18 protein-coding genes are annotated in these 23,456 nt (G+C 71.6%); 13 read left to right on the plus strand and 5 right to left on the minus strand.

Annotated elements, in window-relative coordinates; genetic code table 11:
* The first annotated feature begins 9 nt into the window (after positions 1-9).
* Positions 10-900 (plus strand): class A beta-lactamase, encoded by an 891-nt coding sequence (bla, locus tag G3I78_RS35745; RefSeq protein WP_343243946.1) that lies wholly within the window; start codon positions 10-12, stop codon positions 898-900.
* 126 nt (positions 901-1,026) lie between these two features.
* Here the strand turns inward: bla and G3I78_RS35750 are convergent, their stop codons facing one another.
* Positions 1,027-1,473 carry a protein phosphatase gene (locus G3I78_RS35750; protein ID WP_164432492.1) on the minus strand — a complete coding sequence of 149 codons (447 nt, stop codon included), beginning with the start codon at positions 1,471-1,473 and terminating at the stop codon, positions 1,027-1,029.
* A gap of 81 nt (positions 1,474-1,554) precedes the next feature.
* Between G3I78_RS35750 and G3I78_RS35755 the strand changes: the two genes are divergently transcribed.
* Positions 1,555-2,082 carry a SigE family RNA polymerase sigma factor gene (locus tag G3I78_RS35755; RefSeq protein ID WP_164432494.1) on the plus strand — a complete coding sequence of 176 codons (528 nt, stop codon included), beginning with the start codon at positions 1,555-1,557 and terminating at the stop codon, positions 2,080-2,082.
* On the plus strand, positions 2,079-2,996 hold the full coding sequence (locus G3I78_RS35760; RefSeq protein ID WP_164432496.1) for a hypothetical protein: 918 nt from the start codon (positions 2,079-2,081) through the stop codon (positions 2,994-2,996). Before G3I78_RS35755 ends, G3I78_RS35760 begins: the two co-directional genes overlap by 4 nt.
* An 81-nt stretch (positions 2,997-3,077) precedes the next feature.
* Here the strand turns inward: G3I78_RS35760 and G3I78_RS35765 are convergent, their stop codons facing one another.
* The gene (locus G3I78_RS35765) at positions 3,078-3,785 is read right to left on the minus strand and encodes a FadR/GntR family transcriptional regulator (RefSeq protein WP_164432607.1); all 708 of its coding nucleotides are present in this window, start codon (positions 3,783-3,785) and stop codon (positions 3,078-3,080) included.
* 148 nt (positions 3,786-3,933) lie between these two features.
* On the opposite strand from G3I78_RS35765, the gene G3I78_RS35770 reads away from it, so the two are divergent.
* From G3I78_RS35770 to G3I78_RS35790, 5 genes are read left to right on the plus strand one after another with little or no spacing between them, the layout of a single operon-like run.
* The gene (locus G3I78_RS35770; RefSeq protein ID WP_164432497.1) at positions 3,934-5,553 is read left to right on the plus strand and encodes an ABC transporter substrate-binding protein; all 1,620 of its coding nucleotides are present in this window, start codon (positions 3,934-3,936) and stop codon (positions 5,551-5,553) included.
* Between the two features lie 4 nt (positions 5,554-5,557).
* The gene (locus G3I78_RS35775) at positions 5,558-6,517 is read left to right on the plus strand and encodes an ABC transporter permease (protein WP_164432498.1); all 960 of its coding nucleotides are present in this window, start codon (positions 5,558-5,560) and stop codon (positions 6,515-6,517) included.
* Positions 6,517-8,487, plus strand: a complete 1,971-nt coding sequence (locus tag G3I78_RS35780) for a dipeptide/oligopeptide/nickel ABC transporter permease/ATP-binding protein (protein ID WP_164432499.1) — start codon at positions 6,517-6,519, stop codon at positions 8,485-8,487. Before G3I78_RS35775 ends, G3I78_RS35780 begins: the two co-directional genes overlap by 1 nt.
* The gene (locus G3I78_RS35785; RefSeq protein ID WP_164432500.1) at positions 8,484-9,557 is read left to right on the plus strand and encodes an ABC transporter ATP-binding protein; all 1,074 of its coding nucleotides are present in this window, start codon (positions 8,484-8,486) and stop codon (positions 9,555-9,557) included. The genes G3I78_RS35780 and G3I78_RS35785 overlap by 4 nt, the downstream gene beginning before the upstream one ends.
* Positions 9,554-10,489, plus strand: coding sequence for a dihydrodipicolinate synthase family protein (locus G3I78_RS35790; protein WP_164432501.1), 936 nt, complete (start codon positions 9,554-9,556; stop codon positions 10,487-10,489). Before G3I78_RS35785 ends, G3I78_RS35790 begins: the two co-directional genes overlap by 4 nt.
* A 64-nt stretch (positions 10,490-10,553) precedes the next feature.
* On the opposite strand, the gene G3I78_RS35795 is transcribed toward G3I78_RS35790, so the two are convergent.
* Positions 10,554-11,717, minus strand: coding sequence for a sialidase family protein (locus G3I78_RS35795; protein ID WP_239158272.1), 1,164 nt, complete (start codon positions 11,715-11,717; stop codon positions 10,554-10,556).
* 364 nt (positions 11,718-12,081) lie between these two features.
* Here G3I78_RS35795 and G3I78_RS53300 point away from each other — a divergent pair, with 364 nt between their 5' ends.
* The 3 genes from G3I78_RS53300 to fxsT are packed head-to-tail and all read left to right on the plus strand — an operon-like array spanning position 12,082 to position 19,057.
* Positions 12,082-13,674 (plus strand): hypothetical protein, encoded by a 1,593-nt coding sequence (locus tag G3I78_RS53300; protein WP_164432503.1) that lies wholly within the window; start codon positions 12,082-12,084, stop codon positions 13,672-13,674.
* Complete coding sequence (locus G3I78_RS35805) at positions 13,671-14,693, plus strand: MoxR family ATPase (RefSeq protein WP_164432504.1); 1,023 nt, start codon at positions 13,671-13,673, stop codon at positions 14,691-14,693. Before G3I78_RS53300 ends, G3I78_RS35805 begins: the two co-directional genes overlap by 4 nt.
* The gene (gene fxsT / locus G3I78_RS35810; protein ID WP_343243945.1) at positions 14,690-19,057 is read left to right on the plus strand and encodes an FxSxx-COOH system tetratricopeptide repeat protein; all 4,368 of its coding nucleotides are present in this window, start codon (positions 14,690-14,692) and stop codon (positions 19,055-19,057) included. The genes G3I78_RS35805 and fxsT overlap by 4 nt, the downstream gene beginning before the upstream one ends.
* Positions 19,058-19,155: 98 nt before the next feature.
* On the opposite strand, the gene G3I78_RS35815 is transcribed toward fxsT, so the two are convergent.
* On the minus strand, positions 19,156-19,851 hold the full coding sequence (locus G3I78_RS35815; protein WP_164432506.1) for a TerB family tellurite resistance protein: 696 nt from the start codon (positions 19,849-19,851) through the stop codon (positions 19,156-19,158).
* 186 nt (positions 19,852-20,037) lie between these two features.
* Positions 20,038-21,759: a 2-isopropylmalate synthase gene (leuA, locus tag G3I78_RS35820; protein ID WP_164432508.1), complete on the minus strand. Its 1,722-nt coding sequence runs from the start codon at positions 21,757-21,759 to the stop codon at positions 20,038-20,040.
* A 319-nt stretch (positions 21,760-22,078) separates the two neighbouring features.
* On the opposite strand from leuA, the gene G3I78_RS35825 reads away from it, so the two are divergent.
* Positions 22,079-23,149 carry a M4 family metallopeptidase gene (locus G3I78_RS35825; protein ID WP_164432510.1) on the plus strand — a complete coding sequence of 357 codons (1,071 nt, stop codon included), beginning with the start codon at positions 22,079-22,081 and terminating at the stop codon, positions 23,147-23,149.
* Between the two features lie 21 nt (positions 23,150-23,170).
* Positions 23,171-23,437: a protealysin inhibitor emfourin gene (locus G3I78_RS35830; protein WP_164432511.1), complete on the plus strand. Its 267-nt coding sequence runs from the start codon at positions 23,171-23,173 to the stop codon at positions 23,435-23,437.
* Positions 23,438-23,456: the final 19 nt, after the last annotated feature.

The raw sequence follows: 23,456 nt of genomic DNA on the forward strand, positions 1-23,456 counted from the left end.
GAGAGCGAGATCCAAGGCTCAGGCAAGCTGACCCGACGTACCCTTCTGGCCGCCGGCACCGCGGGCGCGGCCACCCTGCTGACCGGCACGTCCGCGCATGCCGCCGACGACGTCCCCGCCCGGCTGCGCGCACTGGAGAAGGACCACGACGCCCGTCTCGGCGTCTACGCCCACAACCTCGCGACGGGCCGTTCCGTCGCCCACCGGGCGGACGAACTCTTCCCGATCTGCTCGGTGTTCAAGACCCTGACGGCCGCCGCCGTGCTGCGCGACCTGGACCGCGACGGCGAGGAGCTGGCCCGCCGCATCCACTACACGCGCGCGGACCTGGTGGACGGCGCCCCGGTGACGGGTAAGGCGGAGAACCTCGCCCACGGCATGACGGTCGCCGAGCTGTGCGACGCGGCGATCCGCTACAGCGACAACAGCGCGGCCAACTTCCTGCTGCGCGAACTCGGCGGCCCCACCGCGATCACCCGCTTCGCCCGCTCGATCGGCGACCCGGTGACCCGCCTGGACCGCTGGGAGCCGGAGCTGAACAGCGCCGAGCCGGGGCGGGTCACGGACACCACGAGTCCGCGCGCGATCGGGCGGTCGTACGGCCGTCTGGTCCTCGGCGACGCCCTGAACCGCCGGGACCGCGCCCGCCTCACCGACTGGCTCCTGCGCAACACCACCGGCGACCGCCGCGTCCGCGCGGGCGTCCCGGTCGGCTGGACGGTCGGCGACAAGACGGGGTCCGGGTCCTACGGCACCACGAACGACGTGGCCGTGGCGTGGACGCCGGAGGGCGCACCGATCGTGCTCGCGGTCCTGTCGACGACCCCGCAGGCGGACCGCGCCTGGGACGACGCCCTGGTGGCGGGGGCCGCCTCGGTGGCCGCCGGCGCCCTCGTCTGACCGCCCGAGGGCGAGCCTCTCGGCGACGGTGCGGGCCGCAGGGGCCGCGCATGACGGCGTCCCCGGCAAGCTCGGGAAGTGCTGCGGGCTGGTGGCACCCTCGCGGGCAGCGCCAGCCCCGCGCTCCTAAGAGCGCTGTCCGAACCGCCCCACGTACCTGCGCTGCCAAGGCGTCTCCACCGCCCGCCGGTCATAGTGCGCCCGCACATACGCCACCGCCTCCCCGGCGGGCACCCCGTCCAGAACCGCCAGACAGGCCAGGGCCGTTCCCGTGCGGCCCCGGCCGCCCCCGCAGGCGATCTCCACCCGCTCGCCGACCGAGCGGCGCCACGCCTCCGTCAGGATCGTGCGGCACCGCTCGTGGTCCGCCGGGAGGCGGAAGTCGGGCCAGCGGAGCCACTGGGCGGGCCAGGGGACCTCGGGCGGGCGGCTGCCGAGGAGATACACGCCGTACGACGGTGTCGGCGCGCCCGGGTCCGGCGGGCGCCGCAGGCCCCGGCCCCGCACCAGGCGTCCCGACGGCAGCCGGAGTACGCCTTCGTCCTGTTCGTCCCATCGCTCCCCGTCACCCATGGCCCCATTCGAACCCGGTATCGGATCGCGGGCAACCGAATCCGCCGTGCCCGTGGTCTGGTGGGCGAGGGAGGGTGCCAGATGCAGGCCGAACAAGAGGACCGGTTCCAGGAATTCGTCAGAGCCAGGTGGTCGCACCTCGTGCGCACCGCCTATCTGCTCACCGGCGACGCCCATCACGCCGAGGACCTGACGCAGACGGCGCTGGCGAAGGCGTACCGCTCCTGGCGGCGCGTGTCGGGCAGCGACAACCCGGAGGCGTACGTCCGGCGGATGCTCGTCACCTGCAACAGCGACCGCTTCCGCAAGCGGCGCGTGAAGGAGTCGCTGACCGACGCGCCGCCGGAGCGGGCGGGCCGGGACGAGTCCGTGGCGCGGGTCGACGAGCGGGGCGTGCTGATGGGGGCGCTGGCCGAACTGCCGCCCAGGCAGCGGGCGGTGGTCGTGATGCGCTACTGGGAGGACCTGTCGGAGGCGGAGGTCGCCGAGGTGCTCGGCTGTTCGCAGGGCACGGTCAAGAGCCAGGCGTCCAAGGGACTGGCGAAGTTGCGTACGTATCCGGGGCTCGCGCAGGTCATGGACCGCGCCCCGCAGGGAGGCACGAAATGAGCGACATGAACGAGGAGGAGCGGGACTTCGAGGAGCAACTGCGGGAACTGCTCGCCGAGGACGCGTACACGATCCGGCCGGCCCCGGCGCCGTACCCGGAGATCCGCCGCCGGGGCGTGGTCGAGCGGCGCCACCGGGTGGCGGTGGCCGGCGCGGCCCTGGTGACGCTGGCCGCGGTGCCGGTGGGGGCGTTCGCGCTGAGCGGCCCGGGCACAGGCGCGGCGGAGACCGCGACGACACCCAGCGCGTCCGCGAGCCCCACGCCGACCCCGACCCCCTCCTCCACGCCGACCGGTCCCGCGGGACCCGCCACGGCCGGGCAGCTGCGGGACGGGATCACGCTGGAGCAGGCGGCGGCCGGCCTGGACAAGTGCCTCGCCTACGACCGGGAGCACGAGATCGAGGGCGCCCCCGGCTCGGACCTGGGCAAGGCGCGGGACTACCGGATCATCCTGGCCCTGAACAGCACCGGCGACTCCAACGCGCCCGGTGACGGCATCTACGTGGTGGCCGTGAAGGAGAAGCCGACGCAGACCCGGCTGATCTGCAACGTCAAGGACGGCGAGGCTTCCGGCCTCAACACCAGCGGTAGCGATCGGCGACCCGACTCGCCGCCCGTCCTGGCCGACGTCAACGGCGGCAAGCTCTACCAGCAGTCCTTCCTCGACAAGGGCAACTGGAAGCTCCCGTTCGGCTGGGGCTTCATCGGCACGGCCGAGCCGACCGTGGCCAAGGTGACCGTCTCCTACGGCGGCGCCGACAGCGAGGCGGTCCTGGACCACGGCTGGTTCGTGGCCACGGGCACGCTGACCGAGCAGGTCACCAAGGCGCCGCGCGTCAAGGGGTACGACGCGGGCGGCAAGCTCGTCTACGACTCCGCCGAGGACAAGGCGTACGAGCAGACACTGCCGTAACGGACCCGGGGAAGGGGGCGCCGTACAGGGGTCGGCGCCCCCTCACCCCGCACCCTTCACCCCGCGCCCGCGCCCGCACGCTCACCCGACTCCCCGGGACGCCTGCCGGGCCCGTGCCTCGATGCCCCGGAAGTGCACGCTCATCGCCCGCGCCGCCCCCTCAACGTCCCGCTCCCGCAGGGCGCCCACGATGTCCCGGTGGCGCTGGACGGTGATCTCGGGCGAGGGGTCCTCGGTCCACCCCCGCGCTCCGCCGACCCGCCGGAACACGGTCCAGAACGCGCTCAGCAACTGCGGCACCAGGGCGTTGTCCAGCGAGGCGTACAGCAGCTCGTGGAACTCCCGGTCCAGCTCGGGGAACGGCTCGCCCGCCGTCCCCGCCGCCGCCATCCGGCCCACGACCGCGTCCAGCCGGTCCAGCTCCGCCTCGCCGATCCCGGCGGCGACCCGCCTGACCAGGCCCTCCTCCAGCACCTCGCGCACCTGGAGCAGTTCCCGCAGCGCCCGGGTGTCGTCGTCCGACCGCGCCACCAGGGTGCGGAAGGTGAGCCCGTCGACCAGCGGGGTCAGCGAGGCCTGGCCCACATAGGTGCCGTAGCCGTGCCGGATCTCCACGATGTCCAGGGCCTGGAGCGCCTTCAGCGCCTCGCGTACGGAGTTCCGGCTGACGCCGAGGACTTGCATCAGCTCGGTCTCGGTGGGCAGCGGCGCCCCCGCGCTGAGTCCGCGGTCGAGTATCAGCTGGACGACCGCTCGCCTGACCCGACTGGTCGTAGACATGCGCCGCATAGTACGCGAAGTCAACTCCCGTTCATTTTGCCGTCATTGGTCCGACCTCTGGCAGTTACGCCATTCGTGTGGATTCCCTTGACCCCGCCTTCCCCCATGGTCACGCTGGCCGACAGGACGTAGGACGTCGTACCTCTTGGAGGGAACCGTGCACGACGTGACCCGCGACGCGCCGGACCGCCGGTCGTTCCTGAAGTACTCCGGCGCGCTGGGCGCCGCCGCGGCACTGTCGTCGTCGCTGGCCGCCTGTTCGTCCGGGCCGGAGTCGACCAACGACACCGGCGGCACCGGCGCGGACCGCACCCTGACCGCGGTCATCGGCTACGGCAACGACGGCAGCTGGGACCCCACGCAGACGGCGTCGGCGTTCTGCATGGCCGCCAACAACCATGTCTACGAGGGGCTGCTGGACACCGACCCCATCACCCGCGAGCCCTACCCGGCGCTCGCCACCGCCGTACCGGCGAACCCGAGCGCCACCACCTGGAGGTTCGGGCTGCGCGCGGGCGCGAAGTTCCACGACGGCAAGCCCGTCACCGCCGACGACGTGGTCTTCGTCTTCGACCGGATCCTCGACCCGAAGACCCAGACCCTCGCCAAGGGCTTCTTCGCGAGCTGGCTGAAGGAGGTCCGCAAGGTCGACGCCCGACAGGTGGAGCTGGTCCTGAAGTTCCCCTTCCCCGAGGGGCTCTCGCGGCTCACCCTCGCGAAGATCATGCCGAAGCACGTCTTCTCCAGGCCCGGAGGCTGGGACGACGCGATCAAGGGGCTCGCGGTGGGGTCGGGGCCGTACCGCCAGACCGCCCACCATCCGAAGTCGAACACCACCTTCGCCGCCTTCGACGACTACAACGGCCCCCGCAGGCCCACCTTCCGGAAGATGAACTGGCTGACGATCGTGGACGCCGCCCCGCGCGTCGCCCGGATCTCCGGGGCCGGCGCGGGCGCGCAGATCGCCGACAACATCCCGTACGCCAACATCGGCCGGCTGGAGAGCGACGGGCTGTCGGTCGGCGGCGGGGCCGGGATGAACAACCTGTTCCTGATGTTCAACACCAGGCACAAGCCCTTCGACGACGTCCGGGTGCGGCAGGCGCTGCACTACGCCATCGACACCGGGAAGATGGTCGAGGTGGCGCTGAAGGGCCACGGCAAGCCGTCGTCGTCCTTCCTCAACGAGGGCAATCCGGCTCACCGGCGCGCGAAGACGGTCTACGACTACGACCCCGACAAGGCGAAGGCCCTGCTGAAGGCGGCCGGGGTCAGCGGGCTGCGGATCAACATCCTGTCCGTCAACGTGAGTTGGATCGTCGACTGCCTGCCGACCATCAAGGCGTCCTGGGACGCGATCGGGGTGCGCACGACCCTGGACCCGCAGGAGACGACCGCCGTCTTCACCAAGATGGACCAGAAGCAGGACTACCAGGTCGTCGCCGCCGCCTCGAACCCCAACCAGTTCGGCCTCGACGCCGACCTGATCATGCACTACAACTACGGGCCCGCCAACCTCTGGATGGGCTACACCCGTTGGGCCGACAACGCGGTCGCGAAGAAGCTCTTCAAGGACATGGACCGGGCCACCCGGGAGCCGGACGCCGTCCGGAAGAAGGCGATGATCCAGGACTACATCGACGTGGTCGCCGAACAGGCCGTGCTCTACCCGGTCGTGCACAACGAACTGATGACCGCCTGGGACCCGAGGAAGCTCTCGGGGATAAGGGCGCAGCCGTATCCCGGCATCAACCTCCTCCAGGCCAGGTGGGTCTGACGGCATGACAGCTGTCGTACGGATCCTCGCCCGCCGTCTCGTGCTGCTCGTCCCGCTGGTGCTCGGGATCGTGCTGTTCGTGTTCCTGGTGATGCGCTTCTCGGACGTCGACCCGGCGTCCGCGTTCTTCCAGGGCGCCAACCCCACCCCGCGGCAACTGCACGACTTCCGCGAGCGGAACGGCCTGCTGGACCCGCTGCCGGTGCGCTACGTCGACTTCGTGGGCGACCTCCTGCACGGCGACATGGGCACCAGCGCCCTGACCCGCTCACCGGTGGTCGACCAGGTCGCCACCGCCCTGCCGCTCACCCTCCAGCTGACCTTCCTGGGCCTCGGCATCGCGGTCGTGCTGTCGCTGCTCGGCGGGGTCACCGCGGCGATCTACCGGGACCGGCTGCCCGACCAGGTCATCCGGGTCGTCTCGCTGACCGGCGTCGCGGCCCCCGGCTTCTGGCTGGCGCTGCTGATGATCCAGTACCTGGCGGTGGACCTGGGCTGGTTCCCGGCCGGCGGCTACATCAACCCGGCGGACTCCTTCACCGGCTGGCTGCGGACCATGGCGCTCCCGGCGCTCGCGCTGTCCCTGCCGGTGGCGGCCCAACTCACCCGGATCGTACGGACGTCGGTGGTCGAGGAGCTCGACAAGGACTACGTCCGCACGGCGATCGGCAGCGGGCTGCCGCCGCGCGTGGTGGTGGGCCGCAACGTGCTGCGCAACGCCCTCATCAACCCGCTCACCGTCCTCGGGCTGCGCGTCGGCTATCTCCTCGGCGGCGCGGTCGTCATCGAGACGATCTTCTCGCTGCCCGGCATGGGCAAGCTGATGATCGACGCCGTGCGGAACGGCGACCCGGCCGTCGTCCAGGGTGTCGTCCTGACGACGGCGTTCGGCTTCGTCGTCGTCAACCTCGTGATCGACGTGCTCTATCTGCTGGTCAACCCGCGACTGAGGGAAGCCGCCTGATGTTCACCCGCAAGGGGCTCGCGCGGGCCCTCTCCCGGCCCGGCGTCCGGCTGCGCGGCTGGCGCCGGCTGCCGCTGCTGTCGAAGGTCGCCCTCTGCTTCCTGGCGGTCGTGGTCCTCGTCGCCCTGCTGGCCCCGCTGATCGCCCCCGACGACCCGCTCGACCAGCAGGACCCGGTCGTCGGCACCGGCGCGCCCTCCGCCGCGCACTGGATGGGCCAGGACAGCCTCGGCCGGGACATCCTCAGCCGGCTGATGTACGGGGCGCGCTGGTCGCTGGCGATCGGGCTCGGCGCGACCGCGCTGGCGCTGGTCGTGGGCGCGGTGATCGGTGCCGTCGCGGCGACCTCCCGCAAGGCCGTCGACGAGACGCTGATGCGCTGCCTGGACGTGGTGATGGCGTTCCCGGGGATCGCGCTGGCCGCGGTGCTGGTCGCCGTGTTCGGCGGCGGGATCACCGTGCTGATCTGCGCCATCGCGTTCCTGTTCACCCCGCCGGTGGCCCGGGTGGTCCGGGCGAACGTCCTCGACCAGTACGGCGAGGACTATGTGACGGCCGAGCGGGTGATCGGCGCGCGCACCCCGCACATCGTCTGGCGGCACGTGGCGATCAACTGCGCCGCTCCCGTCCTGGTGTTCTGCACGGTGCAGGTCGCCGAGGCGATCGTGTTCGAGGCGTCGCTGTCCTTCATCGGGGCGGGTGTGCGTCCCCCGGACCCGTCCTGGGGCAGTGTCATCGCCGACGGCAAGAACATGGTGCTGACCGGGGGCTGGTGGGCGACGGTCTTTCCCGGGCTGCTGATGCTGGTGACCGTGCTGTCGCTGAACGTCCTGTCGGAGGGCGTGTCGGACGCGTGGGCCGCGCCGGCGGGACGGGACGTCGAGGTGCGGGGCGAGGACGACCCGGTGGAGGCGCCGGAGCCGGGGAGCGGAGAGGTGCTCCAGCTGCCCGGGCTGACGGCGGCCGCCGCCCGGCTGCGTTTCCGGGCCCGCCCCCGCCCCTCGGAGCACCGGCCGGTACTGGCGGTCGAGAACCTCGCCATCGGCTTCGACGACCGGCACGGCGGTGTCGACATCGTCGACGGGATCAGCTTCGAGGTGCGGGCCGGTGAAGTGGTCGGCCTGGTGGGCGAGTCGGGCTGCGGCAAGTCGCTGACCGCGCTCACCGTGATGGGGCTGCAACCCCGTGGCGCCCGCGTCCGGGGCCAAGTGCGCTTCGACCAGCGCGACTTGACCAACGAGCCCGCCCGCGTCCGGCGCCGGCTCCTCGGGCACGAGATGGCGATGGTCTACCAGGACGCCCTGTCCTCGCTGAACCCGGCGATGACGATCCGCGCCCAGCTGAAGCAGCTCGTACGGCGCGGAGGCCACCGTAGCCCCGCCGACCTGCTGACGATGGTCGGCCTCGACCCCGACCGCACCCTGCGCAGCTATCCGCACGAGCTCTCCGGCGGGCAGCGGCAGCGGGTGCTGATCGCGATGGCGCTCTCCCGGGACCCGAAGCTGATCGTCGCCGACGAGCCGACGACCGCGCTGGACGTGACCGTGCAGGCGCAGGTCATAGAGCTGCTGCTGCGGCTGCGCGAGGAGTTGGGCTTCGCGCTGATCCTCGTCTCGCACGACCTCGCCCTCGTCGCGGACGTCACCGACCGGGTCGTGGTGATGTACGGCGGCCAGATCGTGGAGACCGGCGTGACCGCGGACCTCGTGGAGTCGCCGGCCCACCACTACACGCGCGGGCTGCTCGGCAGTGTGCTGTCGCTGGAGTCCGCCGAGGAGCGGATGACCCAGATCAAGGGGGTCGTCCCGGCGCCCGCGGACTTCCCGGCGGGCTGCCGGTTCGCCGACCGGTGCCCGCTGGCGAGCGAGGTGTGCCGGAGCACCGCCCCGGTCCTCACCGGCCCGCCGACGCACACCGCGGCCTGCCATCACCCGGCGATCGAGCTCGCGACGGCGGAGGTGGCGCGGTGAAGCCCTACACCGACGGGGCGGCCGGCGCGACCGCGGGCGGTGCGGCGGCCCCGGTCGTCGAGGTGTCCGGCGCCCATGTCGTGCACAAGGCCCGCAGCGGCGGCCTGTTCACCCGGGACCGGGTCCACGCCCTGACCGGCGCCGACCTCGTGATCGCCCCCGGTGAGACGGTCGGCGTGGTCGGCGAGTCCGGGTGCGGGAAGTCGACGCTGGCGAAGGTGCTGGTGGGGGTGGAGCGGCCGACCTCGGGGACGGTGACCTTCCAGGGCCGCGACCTGTGGTCGATGCCGGCCGCCGAGCGCCGGACGACCGTGGGAGCGGGCACCGGCATGATCTTCCAGGACCCGTCGACCGCGCTCAACCGCCGGCTTCCCGTACGGCAGATCCTGCGCGACCCGCTGGACGTGCACGACCGGGGTACGAAGGCGCAACGCGAGGACCGGGTAAGGGAGTTGATGTCCCTGGTCGGTCTGCCCCGCGCACTGGCCGACGCGCTGCCGGGCCGGCTCTCCGGCGGCCAGCGCCAACGCGTGGCGATCGCACGGGCGTTGGCGCTGGAGCCCCGGCTGGTGGTGGCCGACGAACCGACGAGCGCCCTGGACGTGTCGGTGCGCGCGCAGATCCTGAACCTGCTGCTCGACCTGAAGGAACGCCTGGGCCTGGCCCTGGTGTTCGTCTCGCACGACATCCAGACGGTACGGCGGATGAGCGACCGGGTGATCACCATGTACCTGGGCCGGATCGTCGAGGAGTCCCCGGCCGGCATCGTCACGGACCGGGCCCGGCACCCGTACACCCGGGCCCTGTTCTCCGCGACCCCGGGACTGCTGCACCCGATCGACCCGATCCCGCTGGTGGGCCCGGTCCCGTCGGCGACCCGGCCGCCGAGTGGCTGTCCCTTCCGCACCCGCTGCTGGAAGGCGGACGAGGTCTGCGCGTCGGACATGCCGGACTTTTCGGCCGCGTCGGCCCCAGGACACCGTTTCCGGTGTCACCATCCGGTGCAGGAGGACCAGTCGACGGGCGATCTCGTCCGTCAGAGCCACCGCACCACCGAGGAGCCCCGATGACCCTGCCCACCCCGCTGACCGGTGTCGTCCCGCCCGTCTGCACGCCCCTGACACCGGACCGCGAGGTGGACGTCCCCTCACTGCTCAGGCTCGTCGACCATCTGGTCACCGGCGGGGTGCACGGACTGTTCGTGCTCGGCACGACGTCCGAGGTGGCGTTCCTGACCGACGCCCAGCGCAGACTGGTCGTCGAGACGGTGGCCGGGCACGTCGGAGGCCAGCTCCCGGTGCTGGCCGGGGTGATCGACATGACGACGGCCCGGGTCCTGGACCATGTCCGGGCGGTCGCGGCGGCGAGGGCCGACGCGGTGGTCGTCACCGCGCCCTTCTACACGAGCACCCACCCGGCGGAGATCGCCCGCCACTACCGTGTCGTCGCGGCAGGCAGCCCGGTCCCGGTCATCGCCTACGACCTGCCGAGCGGCGTCCACAGCAAGCTCCCCGGCGATGTCGTGCTGGACCTGGCCGCCGAGGGCGTCCTGGCCGGCCTCAAGGACTCCAGCGGCGACCTCGCCGGCTTCCGCACGGTGGTCTCCGGCGCCCGCACCCGCCCCGACATCAGCGGCTTCAGCGTCCTGACCGGCTCCGAGCTCATCATCGACGCGGCCCTCGCGGTGGGCGCGGACGGCGCGGTGCCCGGCCTCGCCAACGTCGACCCCGAGGGCTACGTCCGCCTCGACCGGCTGTGCCGCGCGGGCGACTGGGACGCGGCCCGCGCCGAACAGGAGCGGCTGTGCACCCTGTTCGGCATGGTCCGGGTGGGCGACCCGGCCCGCATGGGCGGCTCCTCCTCGGCCCTCGGCGCCTTCAAGGCGGCCCTGCACCTGCGAGGTGTGATCGCCTGCCCGGCCACGGCCGAGCCGCAGGTGCCGCTGTCGGAGGCGGAGGTGGAGCAGGTGGGCAAGTTCCTGGCGGGGGCGGGGCTGCTGTAGGGCATGTCCGGCGTCGCGGGGCGTGGCACGTGCTCAACTGGCTGAAACCGCCGGGGAGTTGGACCTAGAGCGCGTCCACCGGGACCCGCCGGAACTCGACGGTCTCGTACGTCCCCGTCACGCCCGTCTCGTAGAGGATGCCGACCTGTCGGAGCCCGACCGGCACCAGATCGGAGTACCCGGCGCGCTGCTCCGACAGGGTCAGCGCCTTCCGGAAGGTCGCTCCGCCGTCCCGGCTGCTCCAGATCGCCATCGCGTAGCGGGCCGTCGGCACGGAGGGTCCGGAGAAGAGCAACGGGGCTTTATCTGCGGCGAGTTGGAGGACGCTCCCCTGCACCACGGGCACGTCGTTCAGCGTGGGCTGGACGGCGTAGGGGCGGTCGAGGGTCTCGGCTCCGTCGCTGGAGTAGCTGTCCAGCCGGTTGCCGGGGCTCGTGCCGTTCTGGTCACGGGAGCTGAAGTAGAGGCGGCCGTCGGGGAGTTGGGCCGCCGTCGACTCGTTGGCGTTGTCCAGGCCGTCGTAGGAGTCGTCGACGAGGCCGAGCCGCCAGCTGCGGCCCCCGTCGTCGCTGAGCAGTGCGTGGGCGCCGTAGTACCGGGCCTCCTGGCCGGTGTCCGGGGAGCCGGGCGGCGGGGCGGCGGAGTGGTTCGCGGGGACGACGAGGCGTCCGGCGTGCGGGCCGTGGGTGAGGGCGACCGCGTGTCCGGGCCCGGTGGCGTACCAGCGCCAGTCCGCGGGCTTCACCTCGGCGGTGATGTCCCGCGGGGCCGTGAAGCTCACCCCGTCGTCCCGGCTGCGCTGCACGAACACCCTGCGGCTCCGCTCGGCACTCACCTCGCCCCGCATGATCTGCGCCTCGGTCACCGCCCCGCTGTTGTACGAGGTCAGCAGCACGACCGTGCCGGTGCGCGGGTCCACCACCGGCGCCGGGTTCCCCCGTGTGTCACCGTCCCCGGCGGCGACGACCTCCAGCGGCCCCCAGGTACAGCCACCGTCGCCGGAACGCCGGAGCACGACATCGATGTTCCCGGTGTCCCCGGCCCCGTCCCGACGCCCCTCGGCGAAGGCGAGAACCGTGCCCCGGCGCGTGGTGACGGCGGCCGGGACGCGGTAGGCGGAGTAGCCGCCGTCGCCGGAGACGTACGGCACGGAGGACGGGCAGTCGGCTGCGGCGGAGGCGGGCGTGGTGGCGGAGGCGGACGTGGTGGCGGTGAGCGCGGTGAGCAGGACGGCGGCGGTGAGGAGGGCGCGGCGGAGGTGGGTGCGGCTGAAGAGGATGCGGCAGGGAAAGGTGAGCGTCACCGTCCCATGGTTCCCGGTGTCCCCGTCCCGGACCCGTACGCCACGACGACCAATGGGACCCGGTCCCGCGCCACCAGCGTGAGCCCCGACTGTCCGGGCAGGTTCCGGTCCTCCGGTGGGAAGAGGCGGAGTCGTCGGGTGGCAGGGCGAGTTACGGGATACTTCCAGGGGTGGCACGGGGGGTGTTTTACTCCCGGTGGAGTACGGGGGAAGCGCCGGGGGCGTGCAGCGTCTCCCGGCGCCATGAGCGCTTCCGGGTCGCCCCGCCGGGACACGAAGGGGCACACGCGTGACAAGGCGTCGCAGATTCGACGAGGTCGAGAGGGGCCTCGTCGCCGACATCGTGACGGTGCTCGACGAGTCCGCCGACGGGCTGACGGACGAGGCGGGGCGCCGGCTGTGGCGCCGGCAGGTGAACGCGCAGGTCGAAGGGGTGCCGCAGGAGATCTACGCCGTGCCCCGCCAGGAGTTCGTCGGCGTCGTCAGCGCCTGTGCCGCACAGGACGAGGGGCTGGCGGAACTGGTCGACGTGACCAGGACCCTCGCTCCGGCACTCGGACTCCGGCTCCAGCCGTTGGTCGACGAATGGCGGGCCCATCGGGTCTACGCGGGCCGCGACTGGCACGCCCTTCGCGACGCGCTCCACCGGCCCTTGGCGGAACCGGGCGACCTGGCAGGCCTGTTCGCCCTGTCGACGGGTGGCCGGCGGATGCTGCCCGCGCACAGCACGACACCCTGGCAGGCCTTCGTGAACCTCGCCGACCTCAACTCCGGGCCCGGTGAGCTGCCATCGAGCATGGTCTTCCTCGAACACCTCGCCCAGCGCCCCGAACTCGCCTCCGCCGTCACCGAGATACGCGCCTGGAACGATCATTTCGCCGCCGAGTGGGAACTGCTGGACGACTCCGGTCTGTCCGGCCTGCGCAAGAGCATGGAGTCGACCGGCCGCGCCGCCCGCTCCGGCCCGGTCAGCGGTGCGACGGGCCGTCAGGAGCCCCGGCCGCCGATCCGCCTCTACATCTGTGTGAGCCCCGACCGCACGCCCCAGCCCGGGGGTACGCGTCGCCGCACCCCGCGCTACCACGTCTCGGCCCGCCTGAACTTCCCGGACTCCGCCACCCTGCACCCGGAGCAGGAACCCGAGGCCCGGGCGCCGGTGACCCGCAGACAACTCAACGCCCGGGTGGCCGAGTTGCTGACGCGGGTCGCGGAGCTGTGCCACCACCGCTCGGACCCTGTCGCGCTGGACTTCTTCCTCCCGCTGGAGCTGCTCGACGAGCCAGTGGAATGGTGGAATCGCGATCCGACACTCGACTACGGCAACCCGCTGTTCCACGCCTACGAGGTGACGGTGCACAGTCTGGAGCGGATGCAGCGGTCGCGGTTCCACAACGCCTGGCGCCGGCGCTGGGCCCGCTGGCAGGAGAACAGGACGAACGGCCGGAGCGTCCCGCACCCGAACGGCGAGGTCCATGTGTGCCTCCCCGATCCCTCGCTCACCGGCGCGAAACACCTGAGCCGCCTGGGCGCGACGGTCGGCGGCAACAACGACGTGGTCGGCCTGCTGCTGTGCGAACCACCTTGGAGACGCGGCACGTTGGGCGAGCGGGAGGTCGGCCTCGCACTGGATCTCGGGCTCGCCGTCCTGATGTACCACCGCCCGGGCGGAGCGGCCGCGCCCTGGCGGGACGCCCTGGCCGAGGCCGGCCTGGCCGGTCTGCCCCGGCTCGCCAACCAGTGGCGGTTCGCCGCCGACATGGAGAAGACCGGTGCGTACGACCCGGCGGTCATCCGCGCGATGGCCATGGTCTACGACGATCCGGAGCAACTGCTCGACGGGGGCCCGACCGCTCCCGTGACCTTCGTGGGGGGAACCGAGTGAACGACTCGACGGACAGCGAAGCGCTCCTCTACCGGGGCACAGGCGTACCGGTGCCCAAGGCGCCCTACGGGAAGCGGAGTTGGCCCGCCGGACCGCCGTGGCGCACCTTCTCCACTCCGGCGACGATGCCGGAGCCGCCTGACGACGAGGAGGCCGACCGCAGACTCGGCCGGCCGGGCGGGACGCGCACCCCGCTGCCGGAAGAGGTGCGCATGGTCAACGCGGCCCTGCTGCTGCGCCGCCCGTTGCTGGTGACCGGGCGTCCGGGCGTCGGCAAGTCGGGCCTCGCCTACCGGATCGCACGCGAGCTACGGCTGGGACGCGTCCTGCACTGGTCCGTCACCAGCCGCACCACCCTCCTGTCGGGGCTCTACGAGTACGACGCGATCGGGCGGGCCCAGGCGGTGCGGGACACCGACCGTCCCGGCACGGGCGCCTTCGTGCAGCTGGGCCCGCTGGGCACCGCCCTGCTGCCCTACCGGCTGCCGCGGGTGCTCCTGATCGACGAACTCGACAAGTGCGACGTCGATCTCCCCAACGACCTGCTCACCCTCTTCGAGGACGGCCACTACGAGATCCCTCCCCTGGTCCGGGTGAAGCCTCAGGAACCCGCGGTGACCGTCCACACGGCGGATCCGGGCGGCACGGCCGAGATCACGGCGGGCGTCGTACGCTGCCACGCGTTTCCCGTCATCGTGATGACCTCGAACGGCGAACGCGAGTTCCCCGAGGCGTTCATGCGCCGGTGCCTCCGCCTGGACGTCCCCGATCCCGGCGCGGCGGCGCTCGGGGAGATGGTCTCCGCCCACTTCGGCGACCGGCTGGGCCCGCCTCAGGAGGCGCTGATCCGCGACTTCCTCCGCAGGAGCGAACAGGTGGGCGGTCTCGCCGCCGACCAACTCCTCAACGCCGTACACCTGGTGACGTCCGGGCACTACGCGCACCAGCCCGAGGAGTGGTCCGAACTCCTGGAAGCCATCTGGCACCGACTGGGCGGTGAAGAGGCGGGCACGGGGTGACGCCCGGCCGGGACACGGCGAGCACGGCCCGCTCGGAGCGGCACCTGCATCCCCGGGAGATCGCGGACGCACTGTGGCTCGCGAGCGAACACGCCTGGCTGGCCGGGGCGTCGGACGGCCCCGACCCCGACTCGGTGGCCGAGAGCGGCAGTTCGGCGTCGGAGGCAGCCCCGGACGAACGTACGACCGACCGCGCGTCCGCCACCGAGGGCAGGGGCCCGGAGCCCGACCTCCCCGAGCCCGCTCCCGTCGGGACCGGCGAGACCGCGCAGCACCGTGCGGACGGGGTGGCCCCGGGGCCCGAGCGGGTCGGCGCGCGGGCGTACGAGGTGGTGTCCCGGACGTCCTCGCCACCCGGCGACCGCGCCCTGGGCCGGGCGCTGCGCGCCTTCCGTACGACCGTCGCGTCGGCGCACACGAGTGAGCTGGACGAGGAGGCCACCGCCGAACTCCTCGCGCCCGCCCCGTTCCTGCCGCCCGTGCTGCGGCCCACGCCGGAGCGGCGCTGGCGGGCTGTGCTGCTGGTGGACTCCGCGCCTCGCATGGCGCTGTGGCAGGACACCGCGGCGCGCTTCGCGCGGATCGTCCGCGCCTTCGGCGGATTCCGCGACGTCACGGAACTCTCGCTGGACACGGCACAGGCCGGACAGGCCACCGTACGGCTGCCCGGCTCCGCCACCGGGTCCCGCTCCGCCGCGCCCCGCGGACTCGTCGATCCGACGGGCCGGTCGGTCGTCTTCGTGCTGACCGACGGGCTGGCCCCCGCCTGGCGTTCGGGCGCCGCCCAGCGGCTGCTGGCCCTGTGGGGACGGCGGCAACCGGTGGCGGTGCTGCACATGCTCCCGCAGCGCCTGTGGCACCGTACGGGCCTGCATCCGTCGCGAGTGGCGCTGCGGGCGTCGGGGCCGTGGACGCCGGGCCGACAGCCCGCCTGGGAGCCCGCCGAGGCGCTCTCCGCGCTGCTGGGCCGTCGCGCGGCGCGGGGCGCGGCCGTACCGGTCCCGGTGCTCGAAGGGCGCCCGGAGTGGCTGGAGCCATGGGCCCGGTTCGTGGGCGGGGAGCAGCCGCGCGAGGTGGAGCTGGCCGCCGTGTTCGCCTCGCCGACCGGACCCGAGCCGGTCCCGTCGGCGCCGCGATCCGACTCCGGAAGCGAGCCCGAACCCGCTGTCCGGGTCGCGACGTTCAGAGGCTGGGCCTCACCCGACGCGTTCCGGCTGGCCACCCGCCTCGCGGCGGTCCCCCTCGGCCTGGGCGGCGTGACCGAGGTCCAGCAGTGTGTGCTGCCCGGCTCCGACCCCCAGCACCTGGCGGAACTCCTGCTCAGCGACCTGCTCACGCTCCGACCACCGGGCTCCCGCGGCCGGTTGGCCTACGCCTTCGTCGACGGGGTGCGGGAGGAACTGCTGGCCTACGGCTCGCGGACCGCCACCGAGCGGGTGATCGAGCGGGCGGCGGAGATCCTCGCCCCGACGAACTCGGCGGCGCGGAGCCTGCTGTCGTATCTGCGGGGCGAGGCGGCGACCGTCGCCCCCGCTCCGGACACGGACCAGGAGTTCAGAAGCGTCGAACGCGCCGTCCTGCACGCGTTGAGCGGCCCTCACGCCCGCCGGGCACGGCAGTTGGACGCTCTGGAGAACACCGGCTCCGTACGCACCGCCGGCCGGACCGCGGTGGCGGCCGAACCGGACGAAGCCGACGACCACCCGTACGACACCGCACGATCGAGACTGGTGTACTCGATCGGACCACTGGAACAGCACACCGTCGTCGCGGCCGACACCGCGCGCGCGGATCCAGGAGAGAACCACATGTCAGTGACTGTGCCCCACGGCCGGCCCGCCGAGAGCGACCGGAACCGGACCAGGCCCATGGTCTGGGGGAACGTCCCGCCCCGCAACGCCAGTTTCACCGGCCGGGAGGAGCTGCTCGAAGCGCTTGAGGAGTCGCTGCTCGCCAACCCGGTGACGGCCGCGCTGCCGCAGGCCCTGCACGGCATGGGCGGCATCGGCAAGTCGCAGCTGGCCCTGGAGTACGTCTACCGGTACGCCACCAACTACGACCTGGTGTGGTGGATCCCGGCGGAACAGCCGGCCCTGATCCGCCAGGCGTTCGTCGAACTCGCCGAGCGACTTCAGGTCTCGGTCTCCTCCATGGCCTCGACGGCGATTCCCGCGGTGCTGGAAGCGCTCCGGACCGGAATCCCCTACGGCAACTGGCTCCTGGTCTTCGACAACGCGGACAGCCCCGAAGCCATCCAGGACTGCTTCCCGAGCCGCTTCGAGGGCGGCCCCGCGGGGGCGGTGCTCGTGACCTCGCGCAACCCTCAATGGAACGCTCTGGCCCATCCGTTGGAGGTCGGCGTCTTCGAACGGCACGAGAGCGTGGCGCTCCTGAGGCGACGCAATCCCGATGTGACCGACGACGAGGCCGAGTTGCTGGCCGAGACCTTGGGAGACCTGCCTCTGGCGGTGGAACAGGCATCGGCCTGGCGCGCCGAGACGGGAATGTCACCGAAGGAATATGTGCGGCTGTTCGAGGAGATCAGCGCGGAGCTGATGCACACCTCCTCAGCGACGCAGTACGGGGACACCATCGCGAGCGCTTGGGGTGTCTCCCTCGGGCGTCTTGAGGAACGGAGCCCGGCGGCCCTGCGCCTGCTGGAGCTGTGCTCCTACCTCGCGCCGAAGCCCGTGCCACGCCATCTCTTCGCCCAGCGCACCGGCGAGCGCATCGACCCGGATCTCGACCGCGTCCTCGGCGACCCCCTCCAGTTCGCCAGGGCTCTCCGGGAGATCAACCGCTACTCCCTCGCCCGGATCGACCACCGCACCGACACGATCACACTGCACCGGCTGGTCCAGGCTCTGTTGCGGTCCCGTATGTCCGAAGAGCAGCGCGTGCGTTATCGGCACGGAGCCCATCTGCTGCTCGCCGGCAGCTGGACCGGCGAACTGCACGACCCGCGCAACTGGCCGCGTTTCGCCCAGCTGTATCCGCACGTCCTCGCCTCGCAGGCGGTGGAGTCCGACCATCGCGCGACGCGCCGGCTGGTGCTGTCGGTGATCTCGTACCTGCTCGCACGGGAGGATCACACGAGCGCTCGGGATCTCGCCGAACGCACCTACGCGCTCTGGCGGGAGAGGTTCGGCGACGGTGATCCGCAGACCCTGACACTCGGCGTCCTCCTGCACATGGCGCTGCGGCGGACGGGACGCTACTCGGAGGCGTCGGCGCTCGGCGATCGGCTGCTCAGCATGGCGGAGGCGGCCGGGCTCCAGGAAGAGGACGAGGAGGTCTATCTGAGCCTCAGGATGCAAGTCGCCGGAGACATCAGGTCCCGCGGCGACTTCCGTGGTGCGCTGGAGGTCAACGAGGACATCCACGCCCGTGCACTGCGGCAGTTCGGACCGGAAGATCCCCTCACTCTGGGGTGCGCGGCCGACCTCGCGATGTGCCTGCGCCTGAACGGGGACTACCGACGGGCCCTGAAGCTGGACGAGGAAACCCTGCGGCGGCGGGAGGAACTGCTCGGTCAGGGCGACCCGCTCTGCCTGTCCGCACGGTCCGCGATCGCGGCGGGCCACCGGGAGCTGGGCCGCCACCGGAAGGCCGTGCATCTGTACGTGGACCTCCTGGAGCAGACCAGGGATCTCTACGGCGCGGACCATCCGAAGACACTGATGTGCCTCGCCAGGCTGGCCGCCGCACAGCGCAGAGCCGGTCTCCACGACGAAGCGGCGGCCAACTCGCGCACCGCCCTGACCGCCCTGACCGCCCGGTACGGCAATCGGGACCCGGAGGTGCTGCGCGCCGCCCTGACCCGCTCGCTCACCCTGCGGGACAACGGGGAGCTCGACGCCGCTCGCTCACTGGGCGAGCGCGTCCGTGAGCAGTATGCGCAACAGCTGGGCGAGCACCATCCGGTCACCCTGTCCGCCGGGGTCGATCTCGCCGTGACGCTCAGGTGGCTGGGCGAGATCGACGCCGCGCGGCAGATCGACGAAGCCGCGCTGGAGCGGTTCAGGGAGACGCTGGGCGACACTCATCCGCGCACCCTGGTCGCCTCCATGACCCTGGCCAACGACCTGTTCGCACAGGAGGACGTGGGCGGCGCGCACACGCTGGACGACTGGGCCCTCGACGCGATGCGGGAGACCCTGGGCGGCTCCCATCCCACCACGCTGGTCCTGCGCACCCATATCGCGATGGACCTGCGCGCCCTGGGGCAGGACGACGAGGCCGCGGCGCTGCACTCGGTGGCCCTCGGAGAGCTGAGGGAACGACTCGGCCCCGACCACTCGACGTACGTGAAAGCTGCGGCCTGGCGCCGCGTCGACTGCGACCTGGGCCCAATGCCCATCTGACCCCGAGTCTGACCCCGAGTCTGACGCCGAGCGGGCACCGGTCCCTCATCCGTCCCAGGACGGCGCCCGTGCCGCCCTAGGACGGCGTCCGTGCCGCTCTAGGACGGCGTCCGCGCCGCCGCCAGCAACCTGGTCACATCGTCCGCGCAGATCGTCAGCGCCGTCCCCACCGTCGAGAGCACGTCCCGTTCCGCCGGTGTGTACGGCCCGTCCGCGAGGGCGATGCGGGCGGCCTGGAGGAGGATCGATTCGCGGCCGGGTGGGGCGAGGTGGGGGGCCAGGGGATCCAGGGCCTCGTGGAGCTCTATGGCTAGGCCGGCGCCGCAGGGGCGGTCGTGGACGCGGCCGGTGTCCTCGGCGACGGCCTCGACGAGGGCGTCGAGCTGGTCCTCGGTGCAGTCCTCGAAGCCGGCCGCGCGGACCGTGGCGGCGGCAACCTCCAGGGAGGTGCGGGAGCAGGTGCCGCCCGCCGCGAGGACCGCGAGGGCGACCGTGTGGACGGCGTCGCGGAGCATCGCCGAGAAGCGGGTGGTGGTGGGGTGGTCCAACACGTCCAGGGCGAAGTGGCGTTGGCAGGACGCGCATTCGACCACCGGTGCGGTGTCGCCGCGCGGCAGGACCGGGACGCCCAGCACGACGATACGGCGGCGGCCGCTCAGGCGCTGGTAGTTGCGGTCGCCCCCGCAGCCGGGGCAGAAGAATTCGCCGTCGCCGACGGTCGTCCACGCGGTACGGGTGCCCAGGAGGCGCGCAGGCCTGGTAGCACGGCCGTTTCGTCCCCGTCCTGGCAGCACGTCACACCTCCGCGTAACCCCGCGGCAACATCGCCGCGCTTGCGTGATGTTAGCCACATCTGCGAGGCGGAGTCAGCACCCCCGACGAGACCTGCTCGTGACCTCCACGTGCCGATGGCCGATAAACGACGGGGCCTTGATCGCCGTATACAGCGACCAAGGCCCCGAAACCGCCGGTCAGAGGGGTTATCGAGCGGCTCGGTTGACGGCGGAGACGACCGCCTTCAGCGACGCACGCGTCGTGTTCGCGTCGATGCCGATTCCCCACAGAACCTTGCCGTCGATCGCGCATTCGATGTAGGACGCGGCCTGCGCGGAGGCGCCCTCGCTCATCGTGTGCTCCTGGTAGTCCAGCAGCCGCGCGTCCACGTCCACCTTCTGCAGCGCGTCGAAGAAGGCCGAGATCGGGCCGTTGCCCGAGCCGGTCAGAACGGTGTCCTCGCCGTCGACCGTGGCCTCGACGCGCAGGGTGTCCACGCCGTCGGTGTCGGTCGTCGACTGGCCGTTGCGGACCTGGATACGGCCCCACGGGTTCTCGGGGTTGGGCAGGTACTCGTCCTGGAAGGTCGCCCAGATGTCGGACCCGGTGACCTCGCCGCCCTCGGCGTCCGTCTTGGCCTGGATGATCTTCGAGAACTCGATCTGCATCCGGCGGGGCAGGTCCAGCTTGTGGTCGTTCTTCAGGACGTACGCGATACCGCCCTTGCCGGACTGCGAGTTGACCCGGATCACTGCCTCGTAGGAGCGGCCGACGTCCTTCGGGTCGATCGGCAGGTACGGCACCGCCCACTCGATGTCGTCGACGGTGACCCCGCGAGCCGCCGCGTCGGCCTCCATCGCGTCGAAGCCCTTCTTGATGGCGTCCTGGTGGGAGCCGGAGAAGGACGTGTAGACCAGGTCGCCCACGTACGGGTGGCGCGGGTGGACCTCCATCTGGTTGCAGTACTCCCACGTACGACGGATCTCGTCGATGTCGGAGAAGTCGATCTGCGGGTCGACGCCCTGCGAGAACAGGTTCATGCCCAGGGTCACCAGGTCGACGTTGCCGGTGCGCTCGCCCTGTCCGAACAGACAGCCCTCGACACGGTCGGCGCCGGCCATCAGCGCCAGTTCGGCGGCGGCGACGGCGGTGCCGCGGTCGTTGTGCGGGTGGATCGAGATGACCACGTGCTCACGGCGGGAGATGTTGCGGCTCATCCACTCGAAGCGGTCCGCGTGCGTGGACGGGGTCGAACGCTCCACCGTGGCAGGCAGGTTGAGGATGATCTCGCGGCCCGGACCCGGCTGGTAGACGTCCATCACCGCCTCGCAGACCTCCAGCGCGAAGTCCAGCTCGGTGTCGGTGAAGATCTCCGGCGAGTACTGGTAGCCGAACTCCGTCTCCGGGCCCAGCAGCTTCTCCGCGTACTCCATCACCAGACGGGTGCCGTCCACGGCGATCTGCTTGATGTCGTCCTTGGAGCCCCGGAAGACGACCCGGCGGAAGACGGGGGCGGTGGCGTTGTACAGGTGGACGGTGGCGCGCTTGGCGCCCTTCAGGGACTCCACCGTGCGCTCGATCAGGTCCTCGCGGGCCTGGGTCAGTACGGAGATCGTCACGTCGTCCGGGATCGCACCCGGCTCCTGGATGATCGACCGCACGAAATCGAAGTCCGTCTGCCCGGACGCCGGGAACCCGACCTCGATCTCCTTGTAGCCCATCTTGACCAGCTGGTCGAACATCCGGCGCTTGCGCTCGGGCGACATCGGGTCGATCAGGGACTGGTTGCCGTCGCGCAGATCGGTGGAGAGCCAGCGGGGAGCGGCGGTGATCCGCTGCTCGGGCCAGGTGCGGTCGGGGATGTCGACCTGCTCGTACTGGCCGTACTTGTGGATCGGCATGGTGCTGGGCTGCTGGCGGTTCGCCATGATTGCGGGGCTCCTATGGATGTCCGGAAAGGACGGCCGACACGCAACACGAAGCTCCGCGGGGAGGGAGTCGACCTGGACTACAGGCCCTCGCCGCGGCAGCTAAGAAGAAGCAGCCCGAAACGCATGATGCGAAGCATGCTAGCCGAGCCGGTTCGGGTGCGGGGCGCCGTATCAGTATGCGGGACCCGAGAGGTAAACGGGACAAAAAGTGCGCCATACCACTTCGTCACGGAGCGTGCGCATCTCTGTCCGTATATTTCACCAATCATGGTTGCGGCTAGTGACACGGTCATGACTCAGTGCAAGGGTGCCGCACATGACGACCAACGGGGGCTTCGAGCCCGTCTTCTGTACCGTCATTCCGCCGCATGTCCTCGACAAGCTGGCCCGGAACGACGACCCCGCACTCTCCGGTCCCGCCCAGCGCACCTTGATGCGCGACAGCGAACTGCGCGGCCGCCGCCGCGTCACGACCGAGTTCGGCCTCGCCGCCACACCACCGGCGAAGGCCTCATCGGACCAACCTCTCCGCACGATCTACGACGCCGGGCACAGGACCGACCTGCCGGGCACGAAGGTCCGCGCCGAGGGCTCCGACCCCGGCCAGGACGCCACCGTCAACCGCGCCTACGCCGGCCTCGGCGCCACCTTCGAGCTGTACCTGAAGGCATACACCCGCCATTCCATCGACGGCGACGGCCTCCCGCTCGACGCGACCGTGCACTTCGACGAGAACTACAACAACGCCTTCTGGAACGGCGAGCAGATGGTGTTCGGCGACGGCGACGGCGAGATCTTCCTCGACTTCACCATCCCGATCGACGTCATCGGCCACGAACTCACCCACGGCGTCACGCAGTACACGGCGAACCTCACGTACTACGGCCAGCCGGGCGCCCTCAACGAGTCGATGTCCGACGTCTTCGGCTCGCTCATCAAGCAGTACACGCTCGGCCAGACCGCCGCCGAGGCCGACTGGCTGATCGGCGCGGGCCTCCTCGCCCCCAGCGTCACCGGCAAGGCCCTGCGCTCGATGAAGGAGCCGGGCAGCGCGTACGACGACGACGTGCTCGGCAAGGACCCGCAGCCCGCGACCATGGACGACTACGTCCGCACCGGCCGCGACAACGGCGGCGTGCACATCAACTCCGGTATCCCGAACCACGCGTTCTACCTGGTCGCGACCGCCCTCGGCGGCAACGCCTGGGAGCGCGCCGGCCAGATCTGGTACGACGTCCTGACCGGCGGCGAGTTGAGCGACCGCGCCCTGTTCAACGACTTCGCCAAGCTGACCGTCAAGGCCGCGCGCGAGCGCTTCGGCGACGGCGGCGAGGAACTCCAGGCCGTGTCGAAGGCCTGGGAGCAGGTCGGGGTGCGGATCCTCTGAGTCCGTACTAGACAGGGACCCATGCGTATTCAGGTGAGGCGCACGGGCGGGTTCGCGGGCATCGAGCGGCACAAGGTGGTCGACACCTCGGGGCTGCCCGATGCCCACGAATGGCAGGCCCTGGCCGAGAAGGCTCTCGCGGCCGGCCGGACCACCCGGCCCATCGGCGTTCCGGACGGCTTCAGTTACGAGATCACCGTGGACGGCAGGACGGTGTACGCGGCCGATCCCCGACTGACGGAAGAACAGCGCAGACTGATCTCGAAAGTACTCAAAGAGGGCGCGTAACTCGTTCTTCCCGCCCGCC

Source organism: Streptomyces sp. SID13726 (assembly GCF_010548375.1).
GTDB lineage: Bacteria > Actinomycetota > Actinomycetes > Streptomycetales > Streptomycetaceae > Streptomyces.